General features: G+C 66.6%; 20 protein-coding genes and 1 tRNA gene. 12 read left to right on the forward strand and 9 right to left on the reverse strand.

Annotation, left to right across the window (positions count from 1 at the left end):
• Window positions 1–29: 29 nt before the first annotated feature.
• Window positions 30–854 carry a TrmB family transcriptional regulator gene (locus BLS11_RS02455; RefSeq protein ID WP_092532402.1) on the reverse strand — a complete coding sequence of 275 codons (825 nt, stop codon included), beginning with the start codon at window positions 852–854 and terminating at the stop codon, window positions 30–32.
• A 116-nt stretch (window positions 855–970) separates the two neighbouring features.
• Window positions 971–2,611: a DUF255 domain-containing protein gene (locus tag BLS11_RS02460; protein WP_092532405.1), complete on the reverse strand. Its 1,641-nt coding sequence runs from the start codon at window positions 2,609–2,611 to the stop codon at window positions 971–973.
• A 99-nt stretch (window positions 2,612–2,710) separates the two neighbouring features.
• On the opposite strand from BLS11_RS02460, the gene BLS11_RS02465 reads away from it, so the two are divergent.
• From BLS11_RS02465 to BLS11_RS02475, 3 genes are all read left to right on the forward strand, one after another.
• Window positions 2,711–3,193, forward strand: a complete 483-nt coding sequence (locus BLS11_RS02465; RefSeq protein WP_092532408.1) for an FxsA family protein — start codon at window positions 2,711–2,713, stop codon at window positions 3,191–3,193.
• A gap of 70 nt (window positions 3,194–3,263) precedes the next feature.
• A tRNA-Ile gene (locus BLS11_RS02470) sits at window positions 3,264–3,337 on the forward strand.
• Window positions 3,338–3,622: 285 nt separating this feature from the next.
• Window positions 3,623–4,804 (forward strand): endonuclease/exonuclease/phosphatase family protein, encoded by a 1,182-nt coding sequence (locus BLS11_RS02475; protein WP_092532411.1) that lies wholly within the window; start codon window positions 3,623–3,625, stop codon window positions 4,802–4,804.
• A 22-nt stretch (window positions 4,805–4,826) separates the two neighbouring features.
• Here BLS11_RS02475 and BLS11_RS02480 read toward each other — a convergent pair whose 3' ends face one another.
• Complete coding sequence (locus BLS11_RS02480; protein WP_092532414.1) at window positions 4,827–6,125, reverse strand: MFS transporter; 1,299 nt, start codon at window positions 6,123–6,125, stop codon at window positions 4,827–4,829.
• A 564-nt stretch (window positions 6,126–6,689) separates the two neighbouring features.
• Here BLS11_RS02480 and BLS11_RS02485 point away from each other — a divergent pair.
• The 3 genes from BLS11_RS02485 (at window position 6,690) to BLS11_RS19815 (ending at window position 8,728) form a co-directional block, all read left to right on the forward strand.
• Window positions 6,690–8,204: a lamin tail domain-containing protein gene (locus BLS11_RS02485; RefSeq protein ID WP_092532417.1), complete on the forward strand. Its 1,515-nt coding sequence runs from the start codon at window positions 6,690–6,692 to the stop codon at window positions 8,202–8,204.
• A complete protein-coding gene (locus BLS11_RS02490; RefSeq protein ID WP_092532420.1) occupies window positions 8,201–8,494 on the forward strand; it encodes a DUF3006 domain-containing protein in 294 nt (97 codons plus the stop codon). Before BLS11_RS02485 ends, BLS11_RS02490 begins: the two co-directional genes overlap by 4 nt.
• Before the next feature lie 105 nt (window positions 8,495–8,599).
• Window positions 8,600–8,728, forward strand: coding sequence for a hypothetical protein (locus BLS11_RS19815; protein ID WP_258555510.1), 129 nt, complete (start codon window positions 8,600–8,602; stop codon window positions 8,726–8,728).
• Between the two features lie 113 nt (window positions 8,729–8,841).
• Here the strand turns inward: BLS11_RS19815 and BLS11_RS18935 are convergent, their stop codons facing one another.
• Complete coding sequence (locus BLS11_RS18935) at window positions 8,842–9,984, reverse strand: hypothetical protein (protein ID WP_114936174.1); 1,143 nt, start codon at window positions 9,982–9,984, stop codon at window positions 8,842–8,844.
• A gap of 104 nt (window positions 9,985–10,088) precedes the next feature.
• Here BLS11_RS18935 and yciH point away from each other — a divergent pair, with 104 nt between their 5' ends.
• The gene (gene yciH / locus BLS11_RS02500; RefSeq protein WP_092532423.1) at window positions 10,089–10,394 is read left to right on the forward strand and encodes a stress response translation initiation inhibitor YciH; all 306 of its coding nucleotides are present in this window, start codon (window positions 10,089–10,091) and stop codon (window positions 10,392–10,394) included.
• 105 nt (window positions 10,395–10,499) lie between these two features.
• Here yciH and BLS11_RS02505 read toward each other — a convergent pair whose 3' ends face one another.
• The 3 genes from BLS11_RS02505 to BLS11_RS02515 are packed head-to-tail and all read right to left on the reverse strand — an operon-like array spanning window position 10,500 to window position 14,241.
• Window positions 10,500–11,717, reverse strand: a complete 1,218-nt coding sequence (locus tag BLS11_RS02505) for a GNAT family N-acetyltransferase (RefSeq protein WP_092532426.1) — start codon at window positions 11,715–11,717, stop codon at window positions 10,500–10,502.
• Between the two features lie 34 nt (window positions 11,718–11,751).
• Window positions 11,752–12,822: a CNNM domain-containing protein gene (locus tag BLS11_RS02510; RefSeq protein ID WP_092532429.1), complete on the reverse strand. Its 1,071-nt coding sequence runs from the start codon at window positions 12,820–12,822 to the stop codon at window positions 11,752–11,754.
• Between the two features lie 54 nt (window positions 12,823–12,876).
• Window positions 12,877–14,241, reverse strand: a complete 1,365-nt coding sequence (locus BLS11_RS02515; protein WP_092532432.1) for a hemolysin family protein — start codon at window positions 14,239–14,241, stop codon at window positions 12,877–12,879.
• 239 nt (window positions 14,242–14,480) lie between these two features.
• On the opposite strand from BLS11_RS02515, the gene BLS11_RS19965 reads away from it, so the two are divergent.
• The 4 genes from BLS11_RS19965 to carB all read left to right on the forward strand — a co-directional run bounded on the left by BLS11_RS19965 (window position 14,481) and on the right by carB (window position 19,292).
• The gene (locus BLS11_RS19965; RefSeq protein ID WP_394327373.1) at window positions 14,481–14,834 is read left to right on the forward strand and encodes a DUF7996 family protein; all 354 of its coding nucleotides are present in this window, start codon (window positions 14,481–14,483) and stop codon (window positions 14,832–14,834) included.
• 69 nt (window positions 14,835–14,903) lie between these two features.
• Complete coding sequence (locus tag BLS11_RS02525) at window positions 14,904–15,155, forward strand: DUF8006 family protein (RefSeq protein WP_092532435.1); 252 nt, start codon at window positions 14,904–14,906, stop codon at window positions 15,153–15,155.
• 85 nt (window positions 15,156–15,240) lie between these two features.
• On the forward strand, window positions 15,241–15,774 hold the full coding sequence (locus tag BLS11_RS02530; protein ID WP_092532438.1) for a DUF5815 family protein: 534 nt from the start codon (window positions 15,241–15,243) through the stop codon (window positions 15,772–15,774).
• A 269-nt stretch (window positions 15,775–16,043) separates the two neighbouring features.
• Window positions 16,044–19,292, forward strand: coding sequence for a carbamoyl-phosphate synthase large subunit (gene carB, locus BLS11_RS02535; RefSeq protein WP_092532441.1), 3,249 nt, complete (start codon window positions 16,044–16,046; stop codon window positions 19,290–19,292).
• Between the two features lie 99 nt (window positions 19,293–19,391).
• Here carB and BLS11_RS02540 read toward each other — a convergent pair whose 3' ends face one another.
• Window positions 19,392–20,216 carry an NAD(+)/NADH kinase gene (locus tag BLS11_RS02540; RefSeq protein WP_092532444.1) on the reverse strand — a complete coding sequence of 275 codons (825 nt, stop codon included), beginning with the start codon at window positions 20,214–20,216 and terminating at the stop codon, window positions 19,392–19,394.
• Window positions 20,217–20,408: 192 nt separating this feature from the next.
• Here BLS11_RS02540 and BLS11_RS02545 point away from each other — a divergent pair, with 192 nt between their 5' ends.
• Window positions 20,409–21,773 (forward strand): KaiC domain-containing protein, encoded by a 1,365-nt coding sequence (locus BLS11_RS02545; RefSeq protein WP_114936187.1) that lies wholly within the window; start codon window positions 20,409–20,411, stop codon window positions 21,771–21,773.
• Window positions 21,774–21,877: 104 nt separating this feature from the next.
• Here BLS11_RS02545 and BLS11_RS19245 read toward each other — a convergent pair whose 3' ends face one another.
• Complete coding sequence (locus tag BLS11_RS19245) at window positions 21,878–22,291, reverse strand: hypothetical protein (RefSeq protein WP_092532450.1); 414 nt, start codon at window positions 22,289–22,291, stop codon at window positions 21,878–21,880.
• Window positions 22,292–22,466: the final 175 nt, after the last annotated feature.

Here is a 22,466-nt window from a genome sequence, read left to right on the forward strand (position 1 = left end):
GAGGCGCTTCCTTCGGGTGTCGGATTCGGTTACTCCTCGGAGGCGGCCGCAGACAGAGAGAGCGGTTCCGCCTCCTCCCACCGGGGGTCGAACATCGACCGGATGTCGGCGCTGAAATCCGGGTCCTTCAGGTCTATCATGGCGAACGCCTCGCCGGGGTCGAGCGGGTTCGGCACCTCGATGCACACCTCCACGTCGTCGATTAGGTTGAACGTCCCCGAGAGCTGCTCGGACGTTCGGACGGAGAAGCGCGGGTGGTCCGCGAGACTGTCGAGGTAGCGCTCGCCCACGCTCTCGGGGAGGGAGGCCACGAGCTCGGGCGACATCAGCACGGATACGTCCACGCCGCGGTCGAGCGCCGTCGCCAACTCCTCGGTCACCAAGTCGCCGACCTGCCCCAGGTCGAACTGCGCCGAGGGCGTCCCTGCGACCATGACGAGCGATTCGTCGGCGGCGGCGAGTCGTTCCAGAAGGAGGTCCACCGACTCGTCGGTGCCGACGGCGGCGGTCCAGAACTGCCCCTGTACGGGTTCGGCCGTCTCCAGTTCGTCGGAGAGTTCGTCCACGACGGCCTCGTACTGCTCGGCCTTCTCGTCGAGTTCGCGCTTCTTGCTCTCCAACAGGCGGTCTAACGCCATGTCCGGTTCGACGGCGACGTACTTCTTGGGCCGACTGGCGGCCTGACTCCGCACGAGACTGTGCTGTTCGAGGCTGTTCAGCACGTCGTAGATGCGGCCCATCGGCACGTCGCTGGCGCGAGACAACTCTTTCGCGGTTGTCGCACCCGTCCGGAGGAGCGACCGATACGCCCGAGCTTCGTACTCGGACAGCCCGAGGTCCCGAAGGTTGGCCATGTCTCCGTGTCATTTGCTACCGTTAAAAACGCATCGGAGGTTTACACCCGGTTACCGTTCCCCGGCGTTTGTCCGAACCGGTCGCCGCCGCGGGGGCGTCGCGTCCGAACGTCGCCTCAGAGACCGCCGTCGAGGTCGGAGACGGCGGCCATCAGTTCGTCCGGCGTCGTCGCCGACGCCTCCTCGTCGCCGAGTCGGACGACGGCCTCGCCCTCCGGAACGTCCGCGCCGGGGAGGACCACCTTCTCGTGGTCGGCGACGCGCATCGCCGCCCGGTGGAGGTCGGACCTCGCGGGCGCGCCGACTTCGACGACGAGCGTCGAGCGCGTCAGTCGCGCGGCGACCGACCCGTAGCCGGCGACTTGGACGCCGATGCGGTCCCACGCGCCGCCGAACGCCGCGATGGCGTCGTGGGCGGCGTCCTCGTACCGGTCCTCGCCCGTCACCGCCGCGAGGTCGAGCAGCGCGTCGGCCATCTCGACGTTGCCGTCGAGGGGTCGAAGCGGCTTGTCGAGGAGTCCGACGTCCGTCTCGGGACCGTCGCGGAACGCCCCCTCCGGCTCCTGCAGTTCGTCGATGGCCACGTCGGCGACGCTCCGGGCGGTTTCGAGCGCTCCCTCGTCGCCGACGACCTGTCGGGCGCGGACGAACGCGGAGACGACGCGCGCGTGGTCTTCGAGTAAGTGCGACTCGCCCGACTCCTCGCTCGCGCGGTAGTGGGTGACGACGCCGTCGTCGACGAGCGACGACGCCACGTAATCCAGCGTGCGGCGGGCGTAGTCGGTCGCTCTCTCGTCGTCGGTGTAGGCGGCGAACGTCAAAAACGCGTCCGCCGCGAGGGCGTTCGCGCCCGCGTACGCGGTGAGGTCGCGCCGCGGTCCGGTCTCCTCGCCGCGCGCATCGGCGTCACCCTCGTAGTAGTCGGACTCCTCCGCCGGGCCGAGACTCCCGCCGAACGCCGCGCCGTTCCAGAGGTTCTCCGCGAGGAAATCGAGCGTCTCGCGGACCGGCCCGAGGAACTCCTCGTCGCCGGTGTAGAGGTAGCCGTTGGCGAAGGCGCGACAGAGCGCCGCGTTCGAGTCGAGCAGTTTCTCGTGGTGCGGGTCGGTCCAGTCCGGCGCGTCGGCGTACCGGAAGAAGCCGCCCTCCACGTCGTCGAACAGCGACTCCCGAATCGCGCCGAGCGTCTCCAACCCCTGCTCGCGGGCGCGTTTCAGCGCGAACTCGACGGTTCGGGGCATCGGGAACTTCGCGCCGTCGCCCCACCCGGCGAAGCGGTGGTCGTACTTCTCGTCGAGTTGCCCCGCGAGGTGCTCTTCGATTCGCGCCGTCACCTCGCCCGCGGGCGTCGGCTTGCCGGCGAGTGCGCGGGGGATGCGCCCCGCCTCCGCCCCCTTCTCGGTCCAGAGGTCGCGGACCTTCTCCAGAACCTGCCGCATCCCGTCGGGGCCGAGGTACGTCGCCCCGGTCAGGAGGTCACCGCTCGGGGTGAGAAACACCGTCGAGGGGAACCCGCCCATGTTGTACCGCTCCCGCACACGCGGGTGGCGGTCTACGTCCACCCGGACGGGGACGAACCCGTCGTTGACGTTGGCTGCGATCCGCGGTTCCGCGTACGTCTCGACGTCCATCTCGTGACAGCCGTCGCACCACGTCGCGGTCAGAGACAGCAACACCGGCTTCTCGGACGTTCGAGCCTCCTCGAACGCGTCGGGTCCCCACCTGCGCCACTCGACCCGCGTCTTGTCGTCTGCCATGTGTCGCGTTCGGGGAGCGCGTGGGGTAAGCCCTTCGAGGTACGGTGACGACTCCCGAACGTCACAAGGGCTTTGAACGGTGGCCGAAAATAACCCCCCATGCAGACGCGCTGGGTCATCGCGATTCTCCTCGCGATACCGCTCGCCGACACGTTGCTCCTCGTCCCCGTCGCCAACGCCATCGGGTTCGCCGCGACGGTGTTGCTGGTCGTCCTCACCGGCCTCGTCGGTATGCTCCTCGTCCGCGCGGAGGGGCGGCACACGATTTCGAGGCTCCAACAGAAGGTGGCGACCGGCGGCCTCCCGACGAACGAACTGATGGACGGCGGCCTGCTCATCGCCGCGGGCGCATTCCTCCTCACGCCGGGCATCGTCACGGACCTGTTGGGCTTCATGCTCGCGCTTCCGCTGACGCGATACCCCATCCGCGAGGTGCTGAAGCGCTACGTGGTCAAGCCCTACATCGAGAAACAGACCGACGGGTTCGTCTCCGGCGGCGTCTGGACCGGCGGCTACCCCGACGACGACGTCATCGACTTAGACCCCGAAAGTTACGGCCGCCGCGACGACGACAATTCGTAACACGCAACGCTGTCGCCCCGAAAGGAAACCCTTAAACTCGACACCGGACAACGACTGAATGCGCTCACCTGGGCCAATAGCTCAGTCAGGTTGAGCGCTCGGCTGATAACCGGGAGGTCCGCGGTTCAAATCCGCGTTGGCCCACCTACAGCGCGAACGGTATTTGGCCGTTCCGCGTTAGGGGCTGAGAACTCCCCAGCCACCTAACTTCGTTCCTACTACTCCTGAATAGAACCGTCTCTCTTCGATGATTTGAACGGGCAGACTGACGGCGATCGTGGCTAATTCGGCCATGTTTCAGACGGACCCTTGTGCTACGTACCAGACCCGCAGTGCCCGCTTCACTTCGTCGCTAGCGGATGTCGGCTCGTACCACAGAAGCGCTCTCCCCGGAGTATCTTTATATATCGTTGACGTGTCTGTGCGAACATGACACAGTACGCCTCGCGGCGGAGTGTACTGAAAGCGATAGGCGCGTTGGGGGCGGCTTCCGGTGCGGTCGGTACCGCAAGCGCCCGGGGAAAACCGACGAGCGCGCGGTACGCCACGTTCAACGTCGTCGACCTGACCACGGAGCAGGTTCAGGAACCGGGCGACGAACAGGCGGAGGCGGCCGCACGTATCATTCAGGAGATACGGCCGGACGTGCTCGTCCTCAACGAACTCGCGAACAACCTCCAAGAGGGGAAACGGACGGAGCGAACCAACGTCGATGCCTTCGTCGAGAACTACCTCAGCGTCCCGCAACGGGACGGCCTCGAAGGCATCGACTACCAGTACACCCTCCAACCGGAGAGCAACACCGGCGTTCTCCCGGAGGAGGAGTACGACTTCAACAAGGACGGGCAGGCGGGTGAACGACCCGACGACGCCTTCGGATTCGGGCAGTACCCCGGTCACTACGCGTTCGCCGTGGCGAGTCGGTACCCCTTCGACGAGGAGGCCGTTCGCACGTTCCGGGAGTTCCTGTGGGCGGACATGCCGGACAATCTCATTCCGGTCGAGGGCGAGGAGGGCGTCGAGACGGACGATATCTACCTGACGGAGGCGGAGTTGGAGGTGTTCCGACTCTCCTCGAAGACGCACGTGGACGTGCCGTTCTGCGTCGACGACGAAATCGTCCACGGCCTCTTCTCGCACCCGACGCCGCCGGTGTTCGACGGCGACAACAACTTCAACGGCCGGTGGAACCACGACGAGGTACGCTTCTTCGCGGACTACGTCGCCGGTGCCGACTACATCTACGACGATAGCGGGACGGAGGGCGGCCTCGACGACGACGCTTCCTACGTCCTGATGGGCGACATGAACGCGGGATTAGCGGGCGACCGACCGCTCGACCCGGCGAGGAAGTACTTCCTCGAGAACGACGACTTCCAGACCCACAAACTCCCCACGAGTCCGGGCGGCGCCCAACTGGGGAACCGCTACGCGACGGCCACCTTCGGCGGCGGGTCGAAGGTCGATTGGGTCCTCCCCTCCCCGGACCTCACGCTCCGTTCGTCGTCCGTGGTCTGGCCGAGTGCGGAGGCGACGAAGCGCGGACTCGGCGACGACGGGGAGACGGCGTCCGACCACCGGATGGTGTGGGCCGATATCGCCACCAAGTGAGGCGGTACTCGTTCGACGCCGCCTAGTCGTTTCCGCCGGCGTCGGTGAACGGGTCGCGGAGCGACCGGCGGGCGGTGACCGTCTCCTCGACCTGCGTCCAGACGAGTACGAAGCCGACTACCGCGAGGGCGGACCCGAAGGCGAAGGGGACGACGAAGCCGAACGCGACGAGAAAGCCCGACGCCAGCGGACCGAGGGCGATGCCGAACCCGAACGCCATCGTCAGCACCGACAGCGTGCCGCCCGAACGACCGGCGGGCGCGAGGTCACCCGCGAGGGCGAGTGCGGGCGCGAAGACCATCGCCCCGGCGACGCCTTGAGCGAAGCGCGCGCCGAACATCAGCCACGGGTCGAGGATGACGCCTTGAACGAACGTCGTCGGGACGAGAAGCGCCATCCCGAGGACGATGAACGGCTTGCGGCCGAAGAAGTCCGTCGCTCGGCCGATAGGGACCTGCAGGAGAATCTGCGCGAGGACGAACGCCGCGAACTGGAGGCCGAACATCGTCGCGCCCTGCGCGAGTCGCTGGTTGACTATCTCCCCGAGGGTCGCAAACAGGGCGATGCCGACCGCCATGAAGAAACTCGCGAGTCCGAGCGTGAACACGGGGTCGAGCACGCCCCGGCCCGACCGGTCGAAGACGGAGACGTTCTCGGCGAGGGAGTCGCCGGCGTCCGTCTCGGGGACCTCCGGGTCGCGGACGAGCATCGAGACGAGGGCGAAACTCAGGGTGGCCGTCAGCGTCGCGATGTAGAAGGCGGCGTCGAAGCCGTTCATCGTCACCGACGCCCCGCCGACGTCGAAGGTGAACGGACCCGCGGAGACGACTGCACCGGCGGCGATGGGGCCGACGCCGAACCCGACCAGTCGGAAGGTGTTGTACGTCCCCATGTTCCCCCCGCGATTCGACTCCGACGCGAGGTCGTTGACGAGGGCGACGGTCGTCGGGATTATCAGCGCGCCCGCGACTCCTTGGACGACGCGGAGTCCGACGAGGTGCCAGTACGTGGCGGCGAACGAGTACGAGAAGCTGGCGACGCCGATGAGCACCAGCCCGACGAGGACGAAAATCTTCCGACGACCGGCGCGGTCCGAGAGCCGACCGGTGAAGGGCTGTAACGGGCTGTTGACCAAGCCGAAAAGCGAGAGGACGATACCCGTAACCGCCACCTCCGTCAAGCCGAACGTCGCCCCGGAGATGTACTCGCTCCCGATGAAAAGCGGCAGGACGACGACGAGAAACGAGTTGCCGACCGACTCGGTCATCCGCGCCACGGCCAGCGCCAACACCTGCGGGTCGACGCCGAGACGGTCCCTCATCGGTCGTGACTCACCGGTTTCGAGACGGTCATTGGTCGCTCCGAGGGCGGCGTCGGCCAATACTGTTGTGACCACCGTCGGCGGCGTTCGCGTCGCGGGAGCAGGGGGCCGTTTTCGTCTCTCGCACCGGCCGCACCGCGCGGCCCGCACGTCGGCTGGACACACCTCTTTTCCTTTCAGACGGAGTATTACCTGTGTGTCAGACCAGCAAGACCAACACGGAAGGCCGTTGTTCGCTTGCGGAAAGTGTTCGATAGTCTACGCGCGGTTCGACTCGCCGAGCGAGTGCCGCGTCTGCGGACACGACTCGTTCACCGAGGTACAGGTGCAAAACCGGCCGTTTTGAGGTTGCCGTCGGCCCGTCGGCCGCGCCCGACGCCCGCAAGGTCGAACTCTATCATCTGGTAACACTTCACGCTCTGGCTCTCTGAAGCGTCAGGTCACCCTCGCCGCATCCGGCCGGTTCCGACGTGTTCCGTGCCGACAATCGCAGTTACTGCGAACGAGGCGCCGGATTTGACGACGAGGCCGACATTCATCGCCGAGACGCATAATGTATGTTTTATGATACAATCGAGGGCCGTGGTAACGCTCGTCGTCGTCCTTTCCCTCGTCGTCGCGGGGGGCGTCGGGCCGGGGAGTGTCGCGGCGACTCCCGAGGACGCGGCGACGGCGACGAACGGTACGGATCCGGATTCGACGCCGTCGTCGTCCGTCGCCGGCGGGAACGGAAGCCTCGAAATCCACTTCATCAACGTCGGACAGGGTGCGAGCATCCTCGTCGTCTCGCCGTCGGGGGAGACGATGCTGATAGACACCGGCGACTGGCGCGACGACGGTGCCGACGTACTGCAGTATCTCGAACGGGAGAACGTCTCGCGCATCGACCACCTCGTCACCACCCACGCCGACGCCGACCACATCGGCGGGCACGCGGCGGTTATCGACCGCTACGAGACCGAGAAAGGCGGCGTCGGGGCCGTGTACGACCCCGGAATCGCCGCCTCGTCGGACACGTACCAGCGGTACTTGAACGCGGTCGAACGGCACGACGTTCCGCTGTACGAAGTCGCGGCCAACGACACGATACCGTTCGCCGGCGTCAACGCCACGGTTCTCGCGCCGCCCGAGACGCCACTGGCCGACGGCGACAGAAACGAGAACAGCGTCGTCCTCTCGCTCAGAAACGACTCGGAGTCGACCGGATACCTCTTCCCCGGCGACGCCGAGGACGACGGGGAGGCGTACCTCACCCGCCAGTACGGGGAGCGACTGAACGCGACCGTACTGCAGGCCGGCCACCACGGCAGTCGGTCGAGTACGAGTGACGCACTTCTCGACGAGAGTTCGCCGCGCGTCGTCGTCGTCTCCAGTGCGTACGACTCCCGATACGGTCACCCGCACAACGAGACGCTCGAGAGACTCGCCTCGCGGTCGGTTTCCACGTACTGGACGGCCACTCACGGCAACGTCGTCCTCGTGGAGGAGGGCGACGAACTCGTCGTGAAGACCCAGCAGAACGCGACGACGAACCCCCTCGAACTGCGCTCGGGGTCGCCGGTCGAACCCGGAACGGGTCCGAACGTCACGGAACGCAGTCGCCTCTCACTCGCGACTGCGGGCGATGGAAACGGGACGGCCACGGACACGGCGACGGAAACCGAGACCGCCACCGAGACGGCGACGGAGACGCCCGAACCGACGCCGACTCCGACGGCCACTCCCACGCCCTCGCCGTCGGAACCGGCCGAGATTTCGCTCGCCGAGGTCAACGCCGACGCGGCCGGAGACGAGAGCGAGAACCTCGACGACGAGTACGTCGTGTTCGAAAACACCGGCGACTCGGCGGCGGACCTCTCGGGATGGACGGTCGAAGACGGGGCGGGCCACACCTACGCGTTCCCGGACGGGTTCACCCTCGACGCGGGTGAGAGCGTCACCCTCCGAACCGGCGCCGGCGACGACACCGAAACCGACCTGTACTGGGGGTCCCAACGCCCCGTCTGGAACAACGGCGGCGACACCGTCACCGTGACCGACGCGTCGGGAACCGTCGTCGTAGAGGAGACGTACCCGTGACCGAGCGCATCTACACCGCCGTACTGGACCGCTTCGAAGAGGAGAACGCGGTGCTCCTCCTCGAACGGGAGGGCGAACTCGTCGACGAGACGGTCGTCCCGCGGGCGATGCTTCCCGCGGCGGGACGACACCAAGACGCCGTCTTCGGCGTCTACCTCGCCGACGAGGAGTCGATGGAGTTCAGCTACGACCCCGACCGGACGCGGGAGCGACGCGACGCGGCGCAGTCCCGATTCGACCGCCTCTCCCGGCGGTTGGGCGACGAGGAGTCGGACTCCGACGAGAAGTGATCGCCGTTCCTCGCTGGTTCTTAGCCTCGTTCCCCGTTCGACGGGGTATTTACTCGATTACGTATTACAGTAGTATTATGTAGACCGACGGTATACGACTCTTCGATGCCCGAGATAACCGTCTCAGAACCCCTGTACCGCCAACTCGTCTCCGCCTCCGACGGCGAGGACTTAGACGAGACGATGTGGAAGATGGTGGCTCGCTACAGTCGCGGTAACACGCCCGGCGACTGAGACGGCCCACTCCACGTCGGCGGTTCCCCCTCCCGTTTTCGACCCGTTCTCGGAGATTCCCACCGGGCGACAGTCTCCTCCCGTTCCCGAACAGTCGGTATCGGCGTAATTCACTATGTATAATATATATCAGGCGGTGAAGCCGAGACGCCGAATCTGACGACGTGGGTGACGTTCATCGGTGAGAGACGTGGTGGATGTACCATGGCAGTCACGCGTTCCGTAGCGACGCTCGTCGTCGTCCTCGCAGTGCTCACTGCGGGGTGCGCCGGCGACGGAGGAAGCGCGACGACGCCCGACGACGTGGTAGAGACGCCGGAACCGACGCCGGAGGGCGCGAACTCGTCCGCGACGGGCGGGAGCGACTCGGGCGAGACGGCTTCGCCGACGGCCACGGAGTCCCCGACGGCGACGGACACCGCGACGCCGACGGCCACCGCGACGCCGACGGCGGACGATTCGGACTCGTCCGGAGACGACGACGACGATTCCGATTCGTCCGGGTGGTCGGGATCGTCCGGTTCGTCCGATTCGTCCGGAGATGACGACGACGACTCCGATTCGTCCGGTTCGAACGAGGACGAGAGCGACTCGGACGCCTCCGAGACTGCGACGGACACGGAAACACCCTCTCCGACGCCCGCCAACACCTCGACGGACACTACCACTTCGACCGGCGCCAACGCCTCGACGGACACCAACACCTCGACGTCCGCGGCCACTAACGCTTCGACGCCGACGGTTACGAACACCCCGACGGCGATAGAGACGGAAACGGAGACAGAGACGCAGACGGCCACGGAGTCCGCCACGGCGACGGCCACGGAGACATCAACACCGACGGAGACGGAGACATCATCGCCGACAGAGACGGCCACCGCGACATCGACGGCGACGGAGACGACGTCGCCGACGACGGAGTCCGCCACGGCGACGGCCACGGAAACGGCATCACTGACCGCCACTGACACAGCGACATCGACGGCGACGGAGACGGCCACGGCGTCCTCGACGCCGACGATTACCGAGACGCTGACGTCCACGGTTACGTCGACGGTCACCGAGACTCCGACATCCACCTCCACGGAGACGACGACGGCGACCGCGACACCGTCGTCGACGGATACGGAGACTGCGACGTCGACGCTCTCGTCGATATTGCCGTAGAACTCTCTCGTCGCTCTCGGACCGCGGTACCGCCCTCGATTCGGGCCGACGAGTCCGCGGATGTCCGTTTCCGCACGCGATTGGTACACTCTGTCACGACGTTCGTTCGAACGTGAAAATCACCGCCGAGAAGGTTCGTACTCTCCGTCTGTGCGGAGAACGGGTATATACGTCTCCGGCCCGTAGTGGGAGTGTGGCAGATAACGACGACCTCGGTTCGGTTTCCGGGCTTCCGGATGAACTGGGCATCGACTCCGACCTGCAGAAGTCGCAGCAGGAGCTGACGGTCCGACTCGACACGCGCCGGTACGGGAAGGCGATGACCATCGTCTCGGGGTTCGACCTTCCCCGCGACGAGTTGAAGGAGGTCGCGTCCACGCTGAAACAGAAGCTCGCCTGCGGCGGAACCGTCGAAGACGGCGAGGTAGAACTGCAGGGCGACCACACCGACCGCGTCCACGACATCTTACACGACATGGGCTATCAGACGACCGACTGAACCCCCACGGTCGGTCGAATCGTACCCCGTCCGTTTTTCTGCGCGTCACCGCCTCCGATAGCGTCGCGTCCGCGACGGGAGTCGGGACGCTCCGGTAGCCCCCAGTTAGAACTGTTCGCGGAGGAACGTCCGTTCCCGCGGAAAGAGGCGTTCGAGCGTCCGCGCCGCCTCGCCCCCCGCGGACGCGTCGCCCGCGCGGACCACCTCCTCGACGGTGCGAGCGCCGACGAGAAGTTGCGAGAGCGCGCCGATTTCCACCTCGCAGTCCGCGTCGCCTCCGTCCTCGATTCGCCGGCAGGTCGCGTCCCCGTCTGTGACGTCGAGGCGGAAGGCGGCGTCGTTCCACTCGCACCGGTCGTCGCGCACGTCCAGCGTCACCGACTCCTCGGCGTCGTACGAAACGTCGGTCAGCGCCGACGCGACGTCCACGATGCGGACCATCGGCCCGGGGCGAATCTCCAACGTCGCCGCCCGCGGGTCGGGGTACGCGTCGATGGGGCGGGCCCACTCCGGGAGGCGGGCGAACCGAACTTCCTCGACCTGCGAGTCGTGGTCCCGGCAGAACCGCCGGAGGTGCGCCGCCGCCTCCTCGTCGGCCGCCGCGAGTTCTCGGACGTTCAGTCGCCGGCCGTCGCCGTCCTCGCGTTCTTCGAACTCGTAGACGACGTACCCGCGGAGGCGGCCGGCGTCGTCCTCCCACCCGTAGACGAACGAATCCGGCTCCTCTCCGCCGAAGACGGCGTCGCGCCACCACCCTTCGGTGCGCTTGACGGCCAGCGACTCCGTCGCCCACGACTCGTGGACGGCGCGAATCGCGTCGAGGTCCTCGTCCGCGGAGAGGCGTCTGAACGACCCCGCCGGGTCGGCCGCGACGGCCGACAGTTGTTCGGGCGGCACGGTGAGGCGCGCGTAGTTGTTCGCCGTCGCCCACCCGAATCGGCGGTAGAAGGGGTACTCGAAGGGCCACAGCGTCGAGAGGGCGACGTCGTTCTCGCGGTGGCGTTCGAGGAGGGAATCGAGCATCCGCGCGACGATGCCTCGCCTGCGGGTCTCCGGCGGCGAGGCCACCGCCGCCAGACCCGGCATCCGGTGCCACTCGCCGCGGACGCGGACGGTGAAGTCGTAGGTGCCGCAGACGGCGGTGAGGTCGGACGCCTCGGGCGTCGCCTCCGGCGGCGTCTCGTAGAACCCGAACGGCGTGAACAGGTCGGGGTGGTCCTCCTCGTCGCGGTCCCAGTTCGGGCCCTCGGTCGGACGGAACGCGTAGTTGATTCGCTCTGAGAAGGCGTCGAGGTGCGCGTCGGGGAGCGTACGGAGGTGCATATCCCTCCGTCTCCGCCCGGCGCAAAAGGTCCGCCTATCGCGTCGCCTCGTCCCGTCCGTCCCGGTCGAGGGGGTCCTCCAACTCGCCCATCACCGTCTCGAACGCGTCCGTCGCCGTGACCAGCCCGACCACCTCGTCGTCCGAGAACACGAGCGCGAGTTCCTGATGCTCGTCTTGGAACCGGTCTATCGTCTCGCTGACCGTCGCGTCCGGCGAGAGCGTCATCGGCGGGGCCGCGATGTCCTCGAACGTCGTCTCGCCGCGTTCGAGCGCCGAAATCTCGTCGATGACCGCGGGGACGTAGACGACGCCGCGGAAGTCCGACGGTTCGTTCCCGACGAGGGGAAACCGGGTGTGGGGCGACTCCGCCAACCGGCGGAGGTTCTCCTCGACGGAGGCGTCCGTCGAGAGGTAGACGACGTCCTCGGCGTCCACCATGACCCTATCGACGCGTTGCGTGCCCGCCGCCAACGCGCCGAGGACCTCCTCGTGGCGTTCCTCCGAGAGGTCCCCCCGTTGCAGGACGGAGTCGAGTCGGTGGTGCAACTGCGCCCGCGTCTCGATGACCTCCTCTTCGGTTTCGAGCCACGCCCCCGTCATCTCGATGCCGAACAGGCCGAGCGTCCACTTCGCGACGGCGTCGCCGACTCTCATGACCGGCCTGATGATCCACGCGAACCAGTACAGCGGCATCGCGCCGTAGCGACACACCGTCTTGGTCCGTTCGACGCCGAGGTACGTCGGCGTCTGCTCGCCGTGGGTGAGGTGGACGAGGTTGATGAGGGCGAACGCGAGGAGTCCGCCCGCGCCGATGCTCGCGAGCGCCGTCTCCTCGAAGAACGGCTCGAACAACGCCGCGAGCGCAGGTTCCGACACGATTCCGACGGCGATGCTGGAGGCGGTTATCCCCACCTGACAGCTCGTGAGGTATATCTCCAACTCGTCGGTCATCTCCCACGCCCGGCGGAGTCCCGGTTCGTCGAACTCCGACGCCGGATACTGTCGGACCCGCGTGAGGGCGAACTCTATCGCGACGAAGAAGCCGTTCGCGAGGATGAGAAGGACGCCCGCGAGGAGTCGGACACCGACAACGAATGGCGTCATCTCTCTAACGTATTCGGGCGGACGCCGTTGGAAGCTTCGGCCGACGTGGGAGTCTTACTCGTCCGATTCGTGCGCGTCCGGTTCGGGCGCGGCGTCCTCGCTCTCCGTTATCGTGACGCGCGAGATTCGAGTGTCCTCCACTCCGTCCACGCGGAGGACGTAGTCCGCTACCGCCACTCGGTCGTCCACCTCGGGGACGCGTCCGAGGTGGCTGAGGACCAACCCGCCGATGGTCTCGAAGTCGTCGCTCTCGAAGTCCGACCCGACCGCCTCGTTGACCGCCTCGATGGAGACGTTGCCGTCGGCGGCGTAGGTACCGTCTTCGAGTTTCGCCACCGTCGGTTCGAGTTCCTCGGCGTCGAACTCGTCGCGTATCTCGCCGACGACTTCCTCGATGATGTCCTCGATGGTGACTATCCCTTCGAGTTCGCCCCACTCGTCGATGACGACGGCCATCTGAATCTCCTGTTTCCGGAAGGCGACGAGCAACTCGTCGATGCGGTGGTCCTCGGGGACGACGAGTACCTCGCGGGCGATGTCTCGGGCCGTCGGTTCGGGCGCGCCGGCGGCTCTCTCTTCGGCCTCCGTCGCGCGGAGCACGTCCTTGATGTGGACGAACCCGACGGCCTGTTCGCCGTTCTCGGCGTCTAACACGAGGTAGCGCGTGAACTGTCCCTCGGCGACGAACGAGCGGAGTTCGTCCAGCGACATCTCGGGCGGCACCGTCACCACGTCCGGACGGGGAACCATGATTTCGCGGGCGACCGTATCGCCCAACTCGAAGATGCCCTCTATCATCTCGACTTCGTCGAGGTCGATGTGGCCCTCCTCCTCCGACTGAGAGAGGACGAGCAGAATCTCGTCTTCCGTGTGCGCCTCCTCGGACTCGGAGGCGGGGGAGACGCCGACGAGTCGCGTAAAGTAGTTCGCGGTGCCGTTGAACACGACGATGCCCGGCACGAAGATGTAGTAGAATATCTTCATCGGCAGGGCGACGAAGAACGCGATTTTCTCGGCCTCTTGGATGGCCATCGTCTTGGGCGCGAGTTCGCCGAAGACGACGTGCAGGAACGTGATGATGCCGAACCCGACGGCGAAGGAGACGAGATGGACGGCCGATTCGGGGAGGACGGGTCCCAACAGGGGTTCGATGAGCGACGCCACGGCGGGTTCGCCTATCCACCCCAGTCCGAGCGAGGAGAGAGTGATTCCGAGTTGGGAGACGGCGAGGAACTCGTCTAAGTTCTCCACCGCGTCGACGACGTACTTCGCCCCGGATTTCCCCTCCTCGGCGAGTGCGTCCACGCGCGTGGGACGTATCCGCACGAACGCGAACTCCGCGGCGACGAAGAAGCCGTTCATGAACACGAGGAAGAGTGCGAGGAGAATCTGGAGGCCGGAGACGACGTAATCTACCATCTGTGCCCTCGCGCGTCGTTTCGGCGGCGGCGTCTGTTCGGCGACCGAACCGCGTCGCCGTCCGTACGTCGGAACGCGAGATGCGCGGCCGCCCGAGAGGAGACGTGAGAATCGAGGGAGCGACCGACGAAAGCAGCCATACGTCCGTATACACTCCGACGTCGCAAAACGATACCGACTCGTCCACCCTCGACCGCGGAACCGAGCCTTTCAGGGCGGTTCGGTCCCGACGGTGAGACATGAGCGACGACGAACGCGGGGCGCGTCCGTCCGGGGACGTTGCCGAACAGGGTTCGGCAAGCAGTCAGGCTTCACCTGACGACGCCACCGAGCAAGGCTCGGCGGGCCGCGAGACGGGGTCTGGCGACGACGAACAGTCCTCCTTGTTCGCGCTCACGCGCGACAAACTGCTCCTCGTTGCGATTCTGTTCGTCGGCATCGCCGGATCGGGCATCGCGCGGCGCGCACTCGGCGAACTCGGCTACAACGAGGTCGGACGCATCGTCTTCATGCTCGGCTACGCGGGGATGGTCGTCGCCATCTGGTACGGGTGGATACGTCCGCTCGACATCACCGGCCCCACGGAGGAGTGACGAGCGGAGACAGTTCGCCGGAGAGAACGGAACTTTAATACTCGATTCGCGCCGAACCTCCCGTAAAGGATGCTTCCCCTACAGCTCATCGACAGCTTCCTGCTCGACTACAACGTCGGACAGGCGCTGTTGCTCGTCTTCGTACTCGCGCTCGTGGGCTCGCTCCCGCTAAAATCCCAGAAAATTATCGCCATCAACGTCACCGCCTTCGGCGTCATCTTCCTCCTGACGCCGCAGTCGTTGGTGCCGCCGCACTACCTCTATCTCGGCATCGCGCTCCTCGTCGTCGGCCCGATGCTGCTCACGACCGCGAACCGGTAACCGCGAAGACGACCGCCGCATCCTGTTTTCGCACGTCTCTCCCCGGAGCGCGACGTTTAAACGGCGAGGGCGACAACGACGAGGTATGGCACAACCGCGCGTCCCCGGCGGCGGGGGGGAGGAGTTGGACCTCCCCTGCGGGGAGACGAAGTCAGTCCGCAGCCTCGACCTCGGGATGCGGGAGTTCGAGTGTTCCTGCGGGGAGCGACACGCCGTCGTGATGGACGTCCACCCCCCGGAGCGATTCCTCCCGGAGTTCCTCGTCGAGATTCTCCGCGAGGCCGTCGAGACCACCAGCGACGAGATGCCCGAGTTCGGCACGCCGCACCTCATGGGCATCGCCTTGGAGGAGTTCCCGAAGAAGGTCGTCTCCGCCGACGTGAGCGACGACGGCGAAGTCGGCACGGGCATCATCTGGGTGGCCGACTTCGACTCCCGCCGCCTCCACGAGATTCTCGTCGAACTCGTCGTCGAACTGATGGAACACGCCATCTCCCACGCCGACGACGAGAGCGCGATTTCGGAGTTCGAAGCGCAGATGCTCGATTTCGACGTGGCCGAGTTCGTCGAGGAGTACCGCGCCCAACGCGACATCTCCGAGGACGACCTGTACGCCTGACCGCCTCCGCCGCTTCGGTTCCGTTTGCTCTGCTCTTCCCGTAGTCGCCTCGCCGACGAGCGCCCACGCTCGCGCACGCGAGTGCGGAACTACAGGACGGACGCCGCAGACGCACGGACGAAAAACCGGGAGCGACGCGGAACGGCGGCGAGAAGCCGAACGAACGCCGTTCGTCGGCCGGGCGGCAAGTCTTACGATATTCGTAATTCGATTTCGCATCTCGTAGTTTTTCGCCGGGCTTATTACGATGTGAGGATTTGGAGAGAGTGATGACTGACGAGGACACTTCGACCGACTCTCGGACAGCGTCCGAGGACAGGACGATACTGCTCATCGGCAGCGGGCCGATTCAGATCGGACAGGCGGCCGAGTTCGACTACTCCGGCGCGCAGGCGTGCCGAGCACTGCAGGAGGAGGGTGCGCGAGTCGTCCTCGTCAACTCGAACCCGGCGACGATAATGACCGACCCGGAGATGGCCGACCGGGTGTACATCGAACCCATCACGACGGAGGCCATCTCCGAGATTATCCGCAAGGAGAACCCCGACGGCGTCATCGCCGGCCTCGGCGGTCAGACCGGACTCAACGTCACGGCCGAACTCGCCGAGGAGGGCGTCTTAGAGGAGTACGACGTCGAGATTATGGGGACGCCGCTGGACACCATCTACGCCACGGAGGACCGCGACCTGTTCCGTCAGCGGATGGAGAACATCGGCCAACCCGTCCCCAGTTCGACGACCATCTCCCTGGAGGAAGGCGAGTCGGTGTCGAACATCACCGACGAGGACCTCGCGGACCGCGTGGAGGCCGCAGTCGAGGAAGTCGGCGGCCTCCCCGTCATCGCCCGCACGACGTACACGCTCGGCGGGTCGGGGTCCGGCGTCGTCGACGAGATGGACGAACTGAAAGAGCGCGTCCGCAAGGGCCTGCGCCTCTCGCGCAACAGCGAGGTGCTCATCACCGAGTCCATCTCGGGGTGGGTCGAACTGGAGTACGAGGTGATGCGGGACGCCGACGACTCCTGTATCATCATCTGCAACATGGAGAACATCGACCCGATGGGCATCCACACCGGCGAGTCCATCGTCGTCACGCCGTCGCAGGTCATCCCCGACGAGGGACACCAGGAGATGCGCGACGCGGCGCTCGAAGTGATCCGCGAACTCGGCATCCAAGGCGGCTGTAACATCCAGTTCGCGTGGCACGACGACGGCACCCCCGGCGGCGAGTACCGCGTCGTCGAGGTGAACCCGCGCGTCTCCCGTTCCTCGGCGTTGGCGTCGAAGGCGACGGGCTACCCCATCGCCCGCGTGACGGCGAAGGTCGCCCTCGGCAAGCGTCTCCACGAGATAGAAAACGAGATTACCGGCCAGACGACCGCCGCCTTCGAACCGGCCATCGACTACGTGGTCACGAAGATTCCGCGCTGGCCCAAGGACAAGTTCGCCGACGTGGACTTCGAGCTCTCGACGGCGATGAAGTCCACCGGCGAGGCGATGGCCATCGGGCGGACGTTCGAGGAGTCGATGATGAAGGCGCTCCGCTCGACGGAGTACGACCCCGCCGCCGACTGGGGCGAGGTGTCCGACGAGGAACTCGAAGCCCAGTACCTCGAACGCCCGACGCCGGACCGCACGTACGCCATCTTCGAGGCGTTCGAACGCGGCTACTCCGTCGACGACGTGGTCGAGATGACCGGCATCAAGGAGTGGTACGTCGAGCGCTACAAGAACATCACAGACTCCGTGGTCGCCGCCCAAGAGGGCGACTTCACCGCCGCGGCGACGGCGGGGCACACGAACGCCCAAATCGCCGCCGCCACCGGAACCGACGTCGGCACCGTCGAGACGGAGGTGCCCGGCCGCACCTACAAGCAGGTGGACACCTGCGCGGGCGAGTTCGCGGCGCAGACGCCGTACTACTACTCCTCGCGTAAACCGGAGTACTTCACCGGACCGCTCGAGGGCGACTCCGCCGCGGGCGAACTCCGCGTGGACCGCGACGTAGAGAGCGTCGTCGTCGTCGGCGGCGGCCCCATCCGCATCGGGCAGGGCGTCGAGTTCGACTACTGCTCCGTCCACGCCATCCGCGCGCTCCGCGAGATGGGCATCGACGCGCACGTCGTGAACAACAACCCCGAGACGGTGTCGACGGACTACGACACCTCCGACGGCCTGTTCTTCGAGCCAATCACGGCAGAGGAAGTCGCGGACGTGATAGAGGCGACGGACGCCGACGGCGTGATGGTGCAGTTCGGCGGCCAGACATCCGTCAACATCGGCCACCCACTCGAAGCGGAGATTCAACGCCGCGGCCTCGATTGTGAGATTCTCGGCACCACCGTCGACGCGATGGACCTCGCGGAGGACCGCGACCGGTTCAACCGCCTGATGGACGACCTGGGCATCCTCCAGCCGGAGGGTGGCTCCGCGACCAGCGAGCAGGAGGCGCTCGAACTGGCGAACGATATCGGCTACCCGGTCCTCGTCCGCCCGAGCTACGTCCTCGGCGGCCGCGCGATGGACGTCGTCCACTCCGACGCGGAACTGAAGGAGTACATCGAGGAGGCCGTTCGCGTCTCCCCCGACAAGCCCATCCTCATCGACGAGTTCCTCGCCGACGCGGTGGAACTCGACGTGGACGCCGTCGCCGACGGCGACGACGTGCTCATCGGCGGCGTGATGGAACACGTCGAGAGCGCGGGCGTCCACTCCGGCGACTCCGCCTGCATGATTCCGCCGCGCTCGCTCGACGAGGAGACGATGGCCCGCGTCCGCGAGGTCACAGAGGAGATCGCCGGCGCGCTCGATACGGTCGGCCTGATGAACGTCCAACTCGCCGTCAAACAGCGCGACGACGGCTCCTCGGACGTGTACGTGCTCGAAGCGAACCCGCGCTCCTCGCGCACCGTCCCGTTCGTCTCGAAGGCGACGGGCGTCCCCATCGCCAAACTCGCCGCGAAGGTCATGGCGGGCGAGTCGCTTCGGGACCTCGAAACCGACGAGCAGATTCCCGAGCAGTTCAGCGTCAAAGAGGTCGTCCTACCGTTCGACCGCCTGCCGGGTTCGGACCCGCGCCTCGGCCCGGAGATGAAGTCCACGGGCGAGGTGATGGGTACCGCCCGCACCTTCGCGAAAGCGTACGACAAGGCCCAAGACGCCACGAGCAAGTCCATCCCGACCGAGGGGACGGCCGTCGTGGATCTCGAAGCCGACGAGTTCCCCGACGCCGACACCGAGGCGGGCAAGTCGCTCCGCGACGCCTACGCCGACCACTTCGAGTTAGCCGACTACGAGGGCGACGAGCTCAAGCAGGCGCTCCGCGAGGGCAAAGTCGACCTCGTGGTCTCGCGTAACCGCGACGCGCTGGAAGTCTGCGTCGAGGAGGACGTGACGTACTTCTCCACGCACGCCTCCGCGAAGGCGGCGCTGGAAGCGCTCGACGCGAAAGACGCTCCGCTCGACGTGGAAGCCATCTCCGACCGCCCGAAGCGGACGGCCCGCTGGGGCGGCGAGTAAGCCGACGCGTCCCGCGAGTTCCCCCGACTTCCGATTTCGCCGCACCGCTCTCTTTTCGCAGTTCGTACCGAGGCCGTCTCTGTCCGTCCCGAACGCCGTCTAGTCGAGTTTTCCGAGCGCCTCGAAGAAGTCGGAGGTCGGCCCGGCCAGCCGAACCGGGTCGTCCGCGGCGGAGACGGTCACCTCGGTCGGCGGTTCGACCTCTCGGCGCGTCCGTCCGTCGCTGACGACCACCGCCCGCTCCGCGTCGGTGAGCGTGATGCTCACTTCCACGTCGGGCGCGACGACGAGGGGCGGCATCCCGCTTTCGGGGACCATCTCGTTGACGACGAGTCCGCCGACGCTCGGGTGGACGAGCGGCCCGTTCTCGCTGAGGTTGTACGCGGTGCTCCCGGTGGGCGTGGCCACGAGGACGCCGTCCGCGTGACCGCCGCTGTACAGCGACCCGTCCACCCGGACTTCGATACCGACGCCGCCGCCGTGGCCCCGGCGCGTGCCCGTGACGGTGACCTCGTTCATCGCGGGGTCCTCCGTCCATCCGTCGCCGGAGGCGGCGATTCGCGGCACCTCGCGGGCGACGATGTCGCCGTCCTCTCTGAACGCCGCGACTTCGTCCATCACGGCGTCCACGGCGTTCTCCGGGCCGACGGCGTTCAGAAAGCCGACTTCCCCGAGGTTCACGCCGAGGATGGGCGTCCGACCGGCCCCCCGCGCGGCGTAGAGGAACGTCCCGTCGCCGCCGATGCTGACGACGAGGTCCGTCGAATCGAACTCGTCGGCCGGCGTCCCCGCGATATCGAGCGTCGTCGCCGTCTCCGTGTCCACGCGAACTTCGACGCCGGACTCCCGGAGGCGTTCGCGGAGTTCGTCGGCGAGGAACGCCGCTCGGCTGTTGCCACGCTGTGCGAGGATACCGACCTTCATGTTCGTGCAGGCGGCTTTGCGTCCCCCCGGGAAAAACACACCGTCCGAGCGGACCCCTCGCTCGCGGGCGTCGCGAGAATTCTCTCGTTCCGCCACGGGCAACATTCATGCACTCCGACTTCCTCCTTCCGACGACTGCGATGGACGCGACCCGTACGCCGCGCGGCCGCACCCCCCGAGGGAGTGGTCGACGTGGGTGACGACGACTGGTTCGAACGCGCCCTCCGGGACGACGACTCGGAGGCGACCGACGGCGACGGTTCGGCCGCGGCCGACGACGGCCCGGACGCCGACCCGAGTGACGCCGACGGGGGAGCGTCGGCCGCCGGAACAGACGCCGACGCGGACGACGAACTCGGTTCGGCGGCGGACGCGGAGGCGGACGCCGCAGAGGCGGACGCCGCCGGCGAACCCGCGGAGCGACCCGAAGAGTCACGCTCGGCCGACGACGAGGGGGGTTCGGACGCGGACCCCTTCGGCGGCGTTCGCGCCGGTCCGCCGGAACCGCCGAGCGAGAGCGTCGCGGGCGGACGTCCGTCCGAGGATTCGGACGGCGAGACGACCGATCCGGATTCCGGCGCCGCGGACGACGGCGGCGGTGCGGGCGAGTCGAACGGCGAGTGGGACGACTTCGGGTCGGCGTTGGAGAACGCGCCCGGACCGAACCGCTCGGAGTCGGGACCGGCGGAGTCGGGGGCGGACCCCTTCGGCGGCGGGTCCGGCGGACCGCTTCGCGACCGTTCCGGCGGGTTCGGCCCCGACGACGGCGGAGGGTTCAGGAGAGGTGGCGGCGACTTCGACGCCGCGGGACCGCCGCAGGGCGGCCCTGAGGAGTTCGACGAGGAGGACTTCGAGTCCGAGATAGACCGCCTCGACATCGGCATCGACGGCCTCGACGAGATGATTCTCGGCGGCGTCCCCGTCCGGTCGCTCATGGTCGCGATAGGCTCCGCCGGGACGGGGAAGACGACGCTCGGCCTCCAGTTTCTGAACTGCGCGCTCGAGGCGGGCGACAGCGCGGCGTTCATCACCCTCGAAGAGAGCCGAGAGCGCATCCTCGACACCGCCGAGGAGAAAGGCTGGCAGTTCCGAGAGTACGAGTCCGAGGGACGCCTCGCCGTCGTCGATTTAGACCCCGTGGAGATGGCCAACAGCCTCGAAAGCATCCAGAGCGACCTCCCGAGACTCGTCGAGGAGTTCGGCGCGGACCGCCTCGTCCTCGACTCCGTCTCGCTGTTGGAGATGATGTACGACCGCCCCTCGAAGCGCCGCACCCGCGTGTTCAACTTCGCTCGCTCGCTCAAGGAGGCGGGCGTGACGACGATGCTCACCTCCGAGGCCAGCGACGACAACCCGTACGTCTCGCGGCACGGCATCGTCGAGTATCTCGCGGACGCCGTCTTCGTCCTCCAGTACGTCCGTCCGGACGACTTCCGCGAGACGCGTCTGGCCATCGAGATTCAGAAGATACGCGACGCGAACCACTCTCGGGAGACGAAGCCGTACGAACTCACGAGCGACGGAATCAGCGTCTACGGACGCGCGAACATCTTCTGACGCGTCGCATCTGCGACGACGTCCGCGCCTCGCAGGCCATCGACGAACCCCGTGGGGAAATCCCACCCAGAAGCGATACTCGTACTCAGTCCGATAGCGCCGACTTAGGCCCCTTCGGTGGTCGTCTCGTTGCCGAGGGCGCCGCCTTCGGTGGTCGTCTCGTTGCCGAGAGCACCGCCTTCGGTGGTCGTCTCGTTGCCGAGAGCGCCGCCTTCGGTCGTCGTCTCGTTACCGAGGGCACCGCCTTCGGTGGTCGTCTCTTCGGCGGCAGCGCCTTCGGTGGTCGTCTCCTCGCCGCCGAGGCCACCTTCGGTGGTCGTCTCTTCTGCAGCGCCTGCGCCGCCTTCGGTGGTACCTTCGCCGCCACCGCCGCCACCGCCGGAACAACCGGCGAGTGCCAGCGTGAGCGCGGTGCCACCTGCGGCGACGAACGCCCGACGACCGAGTCCGTCACGCGATTCTTGCTCCACACCCGATTGTGTGGTCTCTTCACAGTCCTGCAGCGTCTTGTCGGACATGGCACCCGATGTACATCCCGGCCATGTATAATTCATTCGCTATTCTTCCCTTACATTATCGAGTTGGTTTTTCATCGATAGTGAGGTAAAACTGCACGACGGAACCGACTTAATAACGGAATTAAATCCTCCTATCGTACTATCTCGAAATAGTGTAAGTTAGACAGAGGTGACT

The organism is Halopelagius longus (assembly GCF_900100875.1).
GTDB classification, from domain to species: Archaea; Halobacteriota; Halobacteria; order Halobacteriales; family Haloferacaceae; genus Halopelagius; species Halopelagius longus.